Annotated in this window: 11 protein-coding genes; 10 read left to right on the forward strand and 1 reads right to left on the reverse strand. The window is 73.2% G+C overall.

Annotated elements, in window-relative coordinates; all coding sequences use genetic code 11:
• Positions 1-58 precede the first annotated feature (58 nt).
• Genes EDF33_RS03880 through EDF33_RS03900 form a run of 5 tightly spaced genes read left to right on the forward strand, consistent with a single transcriptional unit; the run spans position 59 to position 7,406 of the window.
• Positions 59-1,300: an aminotransferase class V-fold PLP-dependent enzyme gene (locus tag EDF33_RS03880; protein WP_131844896.1), complete on the forward strand. Its 1,242-nt coding sequence runs from the start codon at positions 59-61 to the stop codon at positions 1,298-1,300.
• Positions 1,297-2,391, forward strand: a complete 1,095-nt coding sequence (locus tag EDF33_RS03885; protein WP_131922027.1) for an FAD-dependent oxidoreductase — start codon at positions 1,297-1,299, stop codon at positions 2,389-2,391. Before EDF33_RS03880 ends, EDF33_RS03885 begins: the two co-directional genes overlap by 4 nt.
• Complete coding sequence (locus tag EDF33_RS03890) at positions 2,388-3,944, forward strand: gamma-glutamyltransferase (RefSeq protein ID WP_132099328.1); 1,557 nt, start codon at positions 2,388-2,390, stop codon at positions 3,942-3,944. The genes EDF33_RS03885 and EDF33_RS03890 overlap by 4 nt, the downstream gene beginning before the upstream one ends.
• A 28-nt stretch (positions 3,945-3,972) precedes the next feature.
• Complete coding sequence (locus tag EDF33_RS03895; RefSeq protein WP_132099329.1) at positions 3,973-5,973, forward strand: primary-amine oxidase; 2,001 nt, start codon at positions 3,973-3,975, stop codon at positions 5,971-5,973.
• Positions 5,973-7,406 carry an amidase family protein gene (locus EDF33_RS03900; protein ID WP_132099330.1) on the forward strand — a complete coding sequence of 478 codons (1,434 nt, stop codon included), beginning with the start codon at positions 5,973-5,975 and terminating at the stop codon, positions 7,404-7,406. The genes EDF33_RS03895 and EDF33_RS03900 overlap by 1 nt, the downstream gene beginning before the upstream one ends.
• Before the next feature lie 110 nt (positions 7,407-7,516).
• On the opposite strand, the gene EDF33_RS03905 is transcribed toward EDF33_RS03900, so the two are convergent.
• Positions 7,517-8,212: a GntR family transcriptional regulator gene (locus EDF33_RS03905; RefSeq protein WP_200849186.1), complete on the reverse strand. Its 696-nt coding sequence runs from the start codon at positions 8,210-8,212 to the stop codon at positions 7,517-7,519.
• A gap of 110 nt (positions 8,213-8,322) precedes the next feature.
• Here EDF33_RS03905 and EDF33_RS03910 point away from each other — a divergent pair, with 110 nt between their 5' ends.
• The 5 genes from EDF33_RS03910 (at position 8,323) to EDF33_RS03930 (ending at position 12,362) form a co-directional block, all read left to right on the forward strand.
• Complete coding sequence (locus EDF33_RS03910) at positions 8,323-8,823, forward strand: hypothetical protein (protein ID WP_131880965.1); 501 nt, start codon at positions 8,323-8,325, stop codon at positions 8,821-8,823.
• Positions 8,824-8,964: 141 nt separating this feature from the next.
• A complete protein-coding gene (locus tag EDF33_RS03915; RefSeq protein WP_111086473.1) occupies positions 8,965-9,726 on the forward strand; it encodes an amidohydrolase family protein in 762 nt (253 codons plus the stop codon).
• Positions 9,723-10,259 (forward strand): cytidine deaminase, encoded by a 537-nt coding sequence (locus EDF33_RS03920; protein WP_132099331.1) that lies wholly within the window; start codon positions 9,723-9,725, stop codon positions 10,257-10,259. The genes EDF33_RS03915 and EDF33_RS03920 overlap by 4 nt, the downstream gene beginning before the upstream one ends.
• Before the next feature lie 113 nt (positions 10,260-10,372).
• Positions 10,373-10,978, forward strand: a complete 606-nt coding sequence (locus EDF33_RS03925; protein WP_131922033.1) for an isochorismatase family cysteine hydrolase — start codon at positions 10,373-10,375, stop codon at positions 10,976-10,978.
• Positions 10,971-12,362 carry an amidohydrolase family protein gene (locus EDF33_RS03930; protein ID WP_132099332.1) on the forward strand — a complete coding sequence of 464 codons (1,392 nt, stop codon included), beginning with the start codon at positions 10,971-10,973 and terminating at the stop codon, positions 12,360-12,362. The genes EDF33_RS03925 and EDF33_RS03930 overlap by 8 nt, the downstream gene beginning before the upstream one ends.
• The last annotated feature ends 62 nt before the right edge of the window (positions 12,363-12,424 follow it).

Below are 12,424 nucleotides of genomic sequence, written 5' to 3' on the forward strand. Positions count from 1 at the left end.
TTTATGATGGGATCCATTAAGCGTCCGGGGGTGACGCGCACGAGGGAGGACCCGCGACATGACGATCGGTCTCGAGGACGGCACGATGGCCGCCCAGGCAGTGACGGCGATCGACGTGGCCGCCGAGCGGTCCCGCACCGCCGGCACCGCAGGGCGCCACTACTTCAACGCGGCCGGCGCGGGCCTGGTCAGCGACGGCGTCCTGGAGGCAGTGGTCACCCACCTGCGCCGGGAACAGCGGGTGGGTGGGTACGAAGCCGCCAACCAGGTCGCCGACGAGGTCGCCGGCGTCTACACCGCGGCCGCCACCCTGCTCGGGTCGGCGCCGGACGAGATCGCCCTGTTCGACAGCGCCACGAGCGGCCTGCGCGGTGTCTTCGACGCGCTGCGGCTCGGTGCCGGGGACACCGTCGTCGCACCCCGCTCCAGCTACGTCAGCCAGGCGCTCCGGTTGTTGGCCATGCAGCGGCACGACGACGTGCGGCTCGAGGTCGTGCCGAGCGACGCCACCGGTGCCATGGACCTCGAGGCCCTGGACCGCGCCGTCGCCGGAGCGAGCGGCCGTGTCGTCGTGAGCGCGGTGCACGTGCCGACCTCGTCCGGCCTCGTCGAACCGATCGCGGAGATCAGCGCCGTCGCCCGTCGCCACGGCGCCCTGACCGTCGTCGACGCCACGCAGTCCGTCGGCCAGATCGACATCGACGTGCGCGCCGTCGACTGCGACGCCCTCGTCACCACCGGCCGGAAGTTCCTGCGTGGGCCGCGCGGCACCGGGATCGCCTACCTGCGCCGCGGGATGCTCGAGGGCGTCGGTGCGTGGGCGCCGGATGTCCGCGGAGCCGTCTGGACCGGCGAGGATGAGTGGACGATGGACGGCACCGCGCGACAGCTCGAGACGTGGGAGTGCTCCGTCGCCGCACGGCTCGGCCTCGGAGTGGCGCTGCGCGAGGCCCTCGACCGCGGGCCGGCGGCGACCGAGGCACACCTGGTCGGCCTCGGCGCCCACCTGCGCACCGCGCTCGACGCCGTGGACGGCGTCACCGTGGCGGACCCGTCCGCGTCAGCGTCCGCGATCGTCACCTTCACGGTCGACGGCGTCGCCGGCAAGGAGGTCTCGGCCCGGCTCCGGCAGCGCCGCATCGACTCCATCTCCGTCCCCGCGAGCCACGCGCAGTGGGACCTGGGCGCCCGTGGCCTGCCGAGCGTCGTCCGCGTCTCGCCGCACGTGTACAACGACGACGAGGACGTCCGGGTCCTGCTCGAGGGCGTCGCGGACGTCGTCGCCGAGGTCCGCGCGTGACGGCCGTGCACGACGTCGTCGTCCTCGGACTCGGCATCCACGGATCCGCCGCCACGTACGAGCTCGCGCGTCGCGGCCTCGACGTCGTCGCGGTGGAGCGCTTCGCACCGGGGCACGAGCGCGGCTCGTCGCACGGCGCCACCCGGATGATCCGCCGCGCCTACCCACACCCGGTGTGGAACGACCTCGTCGACCGTGCGTACCGCGGGTGGGACCGCTGGGGGACCGCAGCCGGCGCGCCCTTCCTGCACCGGACCGGTGGACTGTACGCGCACCGGGGCGAGCCGACGATGCAGGGTGGGGCGAGCCTCCCGGTCGACCGCGCAGCCTGGCCGACGCTCGCGCCCTCGCTGCGTCCGCCCGAGACGTACGGCGCGGTCCACGACCCCGACGCCGGTGTGCTCGAGGCCGCACGGGCACTCGCGTTCGCGCAGTCCGCCGCCGCGGCGGCCGGCGCCGACCTGCGGTACGGCGAGACCGTGCTCGACTGGCAGGTCGACGACGGCGTCGTCACCGTCCGGACCGACGCCGGCAGTGTCCGCGCGCGACGGCTCGTGCTCGCCGGCGGCGCCTGGGCGTCGCACCTGGTACCCGAGGCCGCCGCGTTCTTCGAGGTCTGGCGCATCGTCACGCTCACCGCGCCGACGGGGCAGACCGTGGCGCAGCCACCCGCGCTCGGGTGCTTCTCGGTCGACCTGCCGGAGGGGCTCGTCTTCGGGCTCCCGGAGACCGCCGGATCCGGCGCGAAGATCGGCATCGACGCCGGACCCGTGTGGGACCCGGACGTGCCCGTCGCACCGCCGACCGAGGCCGAGGTCGCGCACCTGGCCGAGCTCCTCGAAGGGTTCGTCCCCGGCATCGTCACCGACGGTGCCCAGGCAGTCGCGTGCCTGTACACGATGACCCCGGACAAGCGGTTCGTCGTCGGCGCCCTGCCCGAGCAGCCCGAGGTGCTCCTCGCCGCAGCCTGCTCCGGCCACGGCTTCAAGTTCGGGCCGGCGATCGGTGCGGCCGTCGCCGACCTGGTGCAGGGCATCGACCGCCCCGACCTCGCGTTCCTCAGCCCCGCACGGATGGTGACCACCGCATGACCGCCCCAGCAGCACCCTCCACCCGACGCGTCGCCGTCGCCGCACCGCACCCGGCCGCCCTCGACGCCGCCGCCGAGGCGGTCGCGGCCGGCGGGGACGCCATCGACGCCGCGCTCGCTGCGGCCACCGCACTGACCGTCGTCTACCCGCACCAGTGCAGCATCGGCGGGGACCTCGTCGCCCTCGTCCGTCGGCCAGGACAGCCCATCGTCGCCGTGGTCTCCGCCGGCGCCGCACCGGCCGGCATCGACGTCGCGGCGCTCGCGCAGCAGGACCGGATGCCCCGGCAGGGTGCCCAGACCGTCACGGTCCCCGGCGTCGTCGCCGGGTGGCAGGCGATCGACGCACTCGGCGGCCGGCTCGGGCTCGGCGACCCGTTGACCCGCGCAGCACGACTCGCGGCCGACGGGGTCCCCGTCTCCGCCGGACTCGGCCGTGCGATCGCGGTCCGGACCGACGAGCTCCACGCCGATCCCGGGATGCGCGAGGTCTTCACCGACGACGCCGGGGCGCTCCTGGCCGAAGGCGACGCGCTCGTGCAGCCGGCACTCGCCGCGACCCTGACCGAACTCGCTGCCGACCCGGGCGCGATGTACCGGGGACGGATCGCCGCCTCGATCACCGCTCGGCTGCGGGAGCTCGGTGGCACCCACACCGAGGCCGACTTCGCCGCGCACGACGCCGAGCTCGTCGAGCCCCGCGGCACGACGATCGGCGGTGCCCGATGGTGGGTCGCGCCGCCACCCACGCAGGGCGTCGTGCTGCTCGGGATCCTGCCGGAAGCACTCGCCGGCGGCAGTGAGCACGGCACCGCGACCTCCGCGGCCGCCGACCTCGTCGACGCCGTGCACCGTGCCGCGCTCGTCCGCCAGGCCGAACTCGGCGACCCCCGCGGCGGCTCCATCGACGTCGCAGCGATGCTCGACCCACGCGACTCCGGTCGGGTCGGCGCACTGCCCCGCGCCGGCCGTGCCCTCGGCGACACGGTCGCGGTGACCGCTGCGGACAGCGACGGCACCGTCGTCACGCTCATCCAGAGCGTCTACCAGCTCTTCGGCTCCGGCATCCTCGACCCGGGGACGGGCGTGGTCCTGCACAACCGCGGCTCCGCCTTCAGCACCGACCCCGCGCACCCCGCCCACGTCGGAGCGGGCCTGCGACCGCCGCACACCCTGTTGCCGGTGATCGCCGAGACGGACGACCTGGTGCTCGGCCTCGGCTGCCAGGGCGGCAGCGCCCAGCCGTGGATCCTCGCCCAGCTCGCCCGTGACCTGGTCGCCGCGGGCAGTGATCCCGACGAGGTCCTCGGCCGACCGCGGTTCGTGATCGGTGCGCGCGACCTCGGGCACGAGGTGATGACGCTCGTCGCCGAACCCGGTTCCGAGGACGCGATCGCCGCGGCCGAAGCCCTCGGCCTGCCGGTCGCCCGCACCGACGGCCCCGTCGACGAGGCCGGGCACGTGCAGACCGTCCGGCTGCACGCGGACGGACACCTCGACGCCGCGAGCGACCCCCGCGCGGACGGCCGCGCCGTCGTCCTCGACGCCCACTGACCGCACGATCCACCCGAGAAGGAAGCCCATGAGCAGCACCCACGTCCTCGATCCGCTGACCTCCGTCGAGATCGCCTCCTTCGTCACCGCCGTCCGTGCCTCCGGGCGCATCGGGGCCCGGCCGCGCTTCTGGGGGATCGCGCTCGACGAGGAGAAGGCCAGGGGCACGACCGCCGGTGGCGCCCGTCCGGTGCGGATCGTCGTGATGGACCCGGACGCCCACGCCGCGTGGGAGGTGCGCGGGTGGACCGCCGGCCCGGACTCGCCCGCGATCGTCGAGCTGTGGACCGACGTGGACCACCGTCGCCCCGGCGTCTCGAGTGACGAAGCACGGCTCATCGCGCAGGCCGCACGGAAGTCGCCGCTCATCATCGAGGCGCTCGCGAAGCGCGGGATCACCGACACGTCGCTCGTCTGGGTCGACCCGGAGTCGATCACGGGCTTCGTGCCCGAGGATCTCGCCGACCGCCGCCTGAGCTGGGGCACGGTCTGGTACCGCGAGTTCCCCGAGGACAACGGTTACGCACGACCCGTCGCCGGGCTCGTCCCGATCCTCGACCTCGACACCCTCGAGGTCATCCGGATCGAGGACCACGGCGTCATCCCGATGGCGAGCGAGACCGGCGTCTACACCTCCGGCACCTGGGGTCCCGACCGCGAGGTCTCCGCGCTCGACATCGTCCAGCCGAACGGTCCCGGCTTCACGATCGACGGGCACGAGGTCCGCTGGCAGAACTGGACGTTCCGTGTCGGCTTCTCACACCGCGAGGGGCTCGTGCTGCACGACCTGTCCTACCGTGACGGCGACGTCGAGCGCCCGGTGCTGCACCGTGCGGCCGTCAACGAGATGTACGTGCCGTACCTGGACAGCGACCCGACCGCGTACCGGAAGAACTTCTTCGACTGGGGCGAGTACGGCGCCGGCCCGCTCACCGCGAGCCTCGAGCTCGGTTGCGACTGCCTGGGGGAGATCCGCTACTTCGACGTCGACTTCCTGGACGGCCACGGCGAACCGCAGACGATCGTCAACGGCATCTGCCTGCACGAGGAGGACGACTCGATCCTCTGGAAGCACGTCAACACCCGCACCGGCAGCGCCGAGGTCCGTCGCAGCCGCCGACTCGTGATCTCGAGCTTCGCGACCGTGGCGAACTACGACTACGGCTTCTACTGGTCGCTGTACCAGGACGGCTCCGTCGAGCTCGAGGTGAAGCTCACCGGCCTGATGTCGGTGTCCGGCATCGCCGACGGCGAGACCCCGCGGTACGGCCGGATGGTCGCACCGAACGTGCACGCCCCGACGCACCAGCACTACTTCGCCGTCCGGCTCGACACCGCCGTCGACGGGCCGTTGAACCGGTTGGTCGAGGTGCACGCCGAGCCCGAGCCCGACGAGGCCCTGAACCCCTACGGCAACGCCTGCATCGCGGTCGAGACGCCGATCGGTTCCGAGGCCGACGGCGCCCGGATGACCGACCCGGCCCGCGCGCTGCACTGGCGCATCGAGAGCGAGTCCGCGCAGAACCGCTACGGCGAGAGCACGGCCTACCGCCTGGCGGTCCAGAACACCGCGCAGCTGCACGTCCGCCCCGGCAGCATCGTCGAGCGCAAGGCGCCCTTCGTCGCCAAGCACCTGTGGGCGAGCGCCTTCGACCCCGAGGAGCGCTTCATCGCCGGCGAGTACCCGAACCAGGGTGAGCTCGGCGACGACGGGGTGCACGTCTGGCAGCAGGCGGACCGGTCGCTCGAGAACGAGCGGCTCGTGCTCTGGCCCGTCCTCGGCGTGCACCACTTCCCGCGGCCCGAGCAGTGGCCGATCATGCCCGTCGACACGATCGGGTTCCGGCTCGAACCGGACGGCTTCTTCGACCGGAACCCCTCCCTCGACGTCCCGCCGTCGGCGACCGACCACTGCGCGCCGGGCGCCGGGCACGACCACGCCGGGCACGACCACGACCGCGACAACCACGCCGCGCACGACGGACACGTCCACGCCGAGCAGCAGCACGACCACGAGGGTGGCCGCTGATGCCCGCACCCGAGCACACCCCGGAGCACCTCGCCGACTGGTCCGCCGTCCGCCTGGCCGACGCCGTCGCGAACCGCGAGGTGTCGGCGGTGGAGGTGATGCGCGCCCACCTGGACCGGATCGAGGAACGCAACCCGCGCCTCCAGGCCGTCGTCTCCCAGCAGCCGGACTCGGTCTCGCTCGCCGCGGCAGAAGCCGCCGACCGCCGCACCGCCGAGGCCCGCGCCGCGGGCGAACCGCTCCCGCTCCTGCACGGCCTGCCCACCGCGGTGAAGGACCTGATGGACGTCGCCAGGCTGCCGACCACGAACGGTTCCGCGGCGTTCGCCGACGCGCGACCCGCCGAGCACGACAGCGTCTTGGCGACCCTGCTCCGTGACGCCGGTGCGCTCATCATCGGCAAGACGAACACGCCGGAGATGGGCCAGGGCGTCCTGACCTTCAACCCGGTGTTCGGCACGACCGTGAACCCGTGGGACACCTCGCGGCACGCGGGAGGGTCCAGCGGTGGTGCCGCAGCGGCGCTCGCAGGGCGGATGCTGCCGATCGCCGACGGCTCCGACAGCGGCGGGAGCCTGCGCTACCCGGCCGCGTTCTGCAACGTCGTCGGGGTGCGGCCGACCCCCGGCCGTGTGCCGAGTGGCCGGACCGGCAACGCCTGGACGCCGCACGGGGTCACCGGCCCGATGGCGCGTGACTCCGCCGACGCCGCGCGCTTCATGGAGGCGCTCGCCGTCGAGAAGACCGTCTGGCCGATGTCCGCCATGACACAGCACCCGGTCCGTCCGGTCGAGCTCGCCGGTCTGCGCATCGCGTGGAGCGACGACGCCGGCGGCCTGCCGATCGACCCGGCCGTGCGGGCCGTGCACCGGGCGTTCGCCGAGCATCTCGCCGACCTCGGAGCGGTCGTCGAGGCGGACGAGCCGACCTTCGCGGGTGCGGACGAGGCGTGGGAGACCATCGAGACGTTCGAGTTCTTCCTGGGCGGCCGGCACGCCGTCGACGCCGGGGCCACCGGGTTCCGTCCCGACTACGTCCGGAACGTCGAGCAGGGGCGCGCCACCACGGCGGCGCAGCTCGCCGACGCGTACGAGCGTCGGACCCGGATGTACCGGGACACGGCTGCCGTGCTCGACCGGCACGACGTGCTCGTGCTGCCGGCGACGCCGGTGGTCGCGCCGCCGGCCGAGGTCGAGTGGGTCGACCAGGTCGACGGCCACCGCTTCGACCGCTACTTCACGTGGCAGATGCTCGCCAACCGGCTCACGTTGACGGCGCACCCGGTCGTGGTGACCTCGGCCGGGTTCACGCCGGAGGGACTGCCGGTCGGCGTGCAGGTCGTCGGGCGGTACGGCCGCGAGTCCCAGCTGCTCGCGGTGACGCGTGCGATCGAGGAGGCCACCGGCTGGATCCGGCGGGCGCCGGTCCTGTAGGCGGTCGGGCTGGCCGGACTGGAGGCGCGGGTCGGCCCCGCCCCGTCGGTGCGGCGCTGAGCGGTCCGGTCTCTCGCGCCGCTTCCGCTGGTCGCGCCGGGTCAGCCGGGTCAGCCGGTGAAGACGGTGGAGGAGCGGCGCTCGTACCAGTGCGCCAGGTGTTCGCCGGCGCGCAGGACGTGGTCGCGCATGAGCTCGGCGGCGCGCTCGCGGTCCCCGGCGACGAACGCCTCGATGAGCTCCTCGTGCTCGCGGAAGTTCTCCTCGCGGTGCCGGGAGTTCTCGCGGAGCACCAGGGCCGAGACGTTGCGCGGGAAGGCGTCGTTGATCTCGACGAGCATCCGGGTCAGCCGGGTGTTGCCGGAGGCCTGGTAGATCAGCCCGTGGAACTGGTCGTTGTCGCTGCCCTCGCGCTGCTTCGGCTGCTCGCCCTCGGCTGCGGCCAGAGAGCGCTCGTACATCGCCTGGTTCACCGAACGGAGCTGCGCGATGGTGGCGTCGTCGAGCCGGTCCACGGCGCGACGGGCTGCGAGCGACTCGAGCTCGGCGCGGACCTCGTAGGCCTCGCGGACCTCCCACGGGACCGGCACCCGGACCACGGCGCCACGGTTCGGGACGACCTCGATGAGGCCGCCGGTCTGCAGCTGGCGGAGCGCTTCGCGGACCGGCGTCCGGCTGATGCCGAACTGCGCGGCGAGGTCGGCCTGGCGGAGCGGTGCGCCGATGGGGATCTCGCCGGACATGATCTTCGCGCGGATCCGGGCGGCGAGGTCGTCGACGAGTGCGTTGCCGTCGCTGGTGGTCACGTCGTGGTCTCCCTCGGTACGTCGTCACAGCGAACCCCCGCTGCGGATCCAATCCTGCCAGGTGTTGGATCCCGTTGCCGTATCCGACTCGCTCGTGATTGGATCCAATCATGTCCGTGTTGCTCGTCGTCATGCTCGTCGCAGCCGTCGGTGCGCTCGGACTCGGCATCGCTGGCGGGCGACGGGTCGGGCCGGTCGCACTCGTCGCCGAGGCGGTGATGCTCGTCGCGATGCTCGACGTCCACGTGTCGGCGCTCCACATGGTGCCGGCGCCGTTCTGGGCGCTCCTGCTCGGTGGATGCGCGATGGGCACGGCTGCGGTGGACCGGTGGCGTCGCCGGAGTCGCCCCGGTGGTGACCACCTGCACGCGCTCGGGATGCTCCTCGGCGCGGTGTTCGTGCTGCTCGCAGGTGGCCATGCCGGTGCTGGTGCCGGCGCGGGGCACTCCCACGGTGCAGTGCTGCTGCCGGTCGGGGTGGCGGTCGCGGTGCACGCCGGTGTGGTGCTGTGGAACGTCGTCGGTGGCCGGGTGCCGCGGGTCGAGTCCGTGCGCCGGGCGGCGTCGCTGGTGAGCGTGCTGGCCATGGGCGCGATGGTCGTCGTGCACTGAGCCGGCGCGGCGGGGGTGCGTCGCGCCTCCAGGCTGGGTGTCTCGCACCCCAGTGCTACCAAATTGGATCCAATTCTGGCAGTATCGGATCACATGTGCGGGAGTTCCGCCCCACGAGCCGCCGACGAGGAGACGCCCACGATGATCATCGACGCCTACAACACCACGCAGGACCGCCGCGGCCGCAGTGACTACCTGAGCGGGGTGCGCCCGGGCGAGGAGCCGCCGGCGTACACGCCGTTCGACGCGAACCGGATCCTCGACCGCATGGACGCCGCGGGGGTCGACCGCGCGATGGTCTGCTCGCTCGCGCAGGGGATCGAGAACGACTTCCTGATGGACCTGGTCGCCGCGCACCCGGACCGGCTGTTCGGCTTCGGCCAGGTCATGCCGCAGTGGGAGAACGCGACCGACGAGATCCGTCGCTTCGCCGAGGGCGGGCTGGTCGGCCTGAAGCTGCACCCCAGCCTGCACGGCTACCACGTCGCGGACCACGGCCTGCTCGACCCGCTGTTCGAGGTCTGCGCCGAGCTCGGCCTGCCCGTGCTGATCAACGCACTCGACGACGCGTTCTGTGCACCGTTCTCCATCGAGGAGATCGCGAAGAACTTCCCGACGGTGCCGACGATCATCGCCCACATGGGTGCGGTGTGGAACGTGCCCGAGGCGATCATCGTCGCCGAGCGGAACCCGCACGTCTACCTCGAGACCTCGGCCACCCTGATGTCCGACGTCAAGCGGGCGTACGCGCGCCTCGGCGCGGAGAAGATCCTGCTCGGGTCGGAGTGGCCGGGCAGCGACTTCGACCTCGAGCGCATGAAGATCGCGAAGGCGATCCCGGACGAGGCCGATCGGGCCCTGGTCGAGGGTGGCAACATGGCGCGGATCCTGGGCTGGTCGTGAGCAGCGGCTCGCCCGCGTCTGACCGACCGGTGCTCGCCGGCCCGCCGTCCGGGATGGGCGCCGCGGACCAGGAGCTGCTCCGGATCGCGACCGACGTGCTCGACCGGCGGTACCGCACGGGGGTGCACGAGGTCGCCGCGGCACTCCGGCTCTCCGACGGCAGTGTGGTCACCGGGCTGCACGTCGAGGCATCGGCCGGTCGCGCGTCGGTCTGCGCCGAGTCCGCTGCGCTGAGTGCGGCCGTCGTCGCCGGGTCGCCGGTGGTGTCGGTCGTGGGGGTGCTCCGCAGGCCGGGCGGGACGATGCACCTGATCGAGCCGTGCGGGGTCTGCGCGGAGCTGCTCGGTGACCACGCGCCCGACGCCCGGGTGTGGGTCGCGGTCGGGAACGGGTTCGGGCCGGTCGGGGTCGCCGAGCTGCTTCCCTTCCGGCGGCGGCGGAGCGCGCGGGCGGCGGCTGGAGCGGTGACGGCGCCCGCGGGGACACCGCCCGGTTCGGCGACACCGCCCGGTTCGGCGACACCTGAGGTTTAACACCGCGGAAACACCCCGGACCCCTGCGGTGCCGGATCCCGTCAGAGGATGACGGCGACGGCGCGCACCGGTCCCCACCCGCTGCACGATCCGTCCCGGAAGGAACCACCAGCATGCTCGCCGTCTCCGGCAACCCCGTCCTGATCGTCGTCGACATCCAGGGCGGAGCTGCCTCGACGATGCCCACGCCCGGCATCCCCGTGATGGGCGGCCGTGCCGAGCGCGCACCGCGCGTCCGTGACCTCATCGAGCACTGCCGCTCCTCGGGTGTGCCCGTCGTCTTCATCCAGGAGGTCCACAAGCCGGACCTCGTTGACATCGGCCGTGAGCTCGACGGCGCCGAGGGCCCGCACTGCATCGAGGGCGAGGAGCAGACCGAGCTGGCCTCGTGGATCGACCCTCGGCCCGAGGAGTTCGTCATCCGGAAGCGGCGCTACTCGGCGTTCTTCGGCACCGAGCTCGAGATCGTGCTCAAGGCGTACAGGGCCGGCACCGTCCTGCTCGTCGGCGGACTCACCGACGTCTGCATCCACTACACGGCGGCCGACGCCCACCAGCACGACTACGCCGTCCGGGTCCTCACCGACTGCGTCGCCGGGTCGAGCGAACGCGCGCACGACGCGGCACTGGAGGCGATCGGGTACCTGCAGCGGGACGCGCTGGTGACCGCTGCGGACGTGCGCACCTGGCTCGACGAGCGGGAGGCCGTCGGTGTGTGAGGCGGCCGGCCGGTCCGCGCGGCTCGTCGTCGGACACGTCCGGACGATGGACCCCGGGGTGCCGACCGCCGAGGCCCTGCTCGTCGTCGGCGACCGGATCGCGGCGGTCGGGACGCTCGACGACGTGCGGGCGGCGGCTCCGGAGGGCACGGCCGAGGACCACGTCGAGGGCACCGTCCTGCCGGGGTTCACCGACGCCCACGCGCACGCGCAGCGCGCCGGACTCAAAGCGCTGCAGCTCGTGGACGGCGACGCCGACGCCGCGACGTTCTCGGCCGCGATGCTCGCCGACGGCGACGCGGACCCGGACGCCCCGGACTGGATCGGGGACGCACCGCCGACGCTCGGGGACCGGCTCGCCGCGATCCGCCGCATCCAGCCGCTGCTGCACGCGATGGGGTTCACCGGTGTCGTCGACCCGGCCGTCACGCTGCCCGAGCTCGAGGGGTACCGGGAGGCGCACCGGCAGGGACTCCTGACCCTGCGCGTGGTCGCGATGCCCTACCCCGAGCTCGGCAGTGCAGCGGTCCCCGACGTCGATGCGGCCCTGGCGGTGCTCGACTCGATCGACGGCGTGACCGGTGACGGCGACGACCGCCTCCGGCTCGGCCCGGTCAAGGTCTACTACGACGGCGAGGGCATGAAGGGGCAGGCGCTGCTCGAACGGCCCTGGACCGGCGACGACCACGGCGTGCAGCGGATCTCGGCGGCTGACTTCGCACGCCTTGCAGCGTCGTGCGTGGCCGCGGGGTGGGGACTCGGCGTCCACGCGGTGGGCAGTCGTGCGGTCGCCGAGGTGCTCGACGGGCTCGAGGCAGCGGAACAGGACACGGGGCGATCGGTCGCCGGACTCCGCTGCCAGCTCATCCACGCGTACCTCGAGCCGAGCGTCGCGAGCGCCGACCGTGCGGCACGCCTCGGTGTCGTGGCGTCGCTGCAGCCCTCGATCGCCTGGAAGAACGCCGCCGGGCTGCAGCGCCGGCTCGGCAGCCGTGTCGACGAGGTCAACCCGATGCGGACCTGGGCCGACGCCGGTGCCACGGTCGCCATGGGCTCGGACGCGCCGTACTTCCCCTTCGACCCGCGTGAGGTGGTCCCCGTCGCCGCGGGCCGTCGGATGCGCGGCCTCGACGAGCCGATCGGCCCGGCACAGGCGCTCTCGGTGCTCGAGGCGGTCGAGGCCTACACGCGCGGTGCGGCACACGCGTCCTTCGCCGAGGACCGTCGCGGCGTGTTGCGCGCCGGCGCCCTGGCGGACTGGGTGCTGCTCGACGTGGACCCGGCCGCGTGCACGGTCGACGAGTTCGCCGCGGCGCGGGTCCTGCGCACCGACGTCGGCGGCGTGACGGTCTTCGACGCCGCGGCTCGTCCCGGGCAGATGTAATCCACTTGAAACATAGTTGGATGCGGATTGTTCTAAATTGGATCCAAGTTGGACCCGACCCT

The organism is Curtobacterium sp. PhB146 (assembly GCF_004342995.1).
Classification (GTDB): Bacteria; Actinomycetota; Actinomycetes; order Actinomycetales; family Microbacteriaceae; genus Curtobacterium.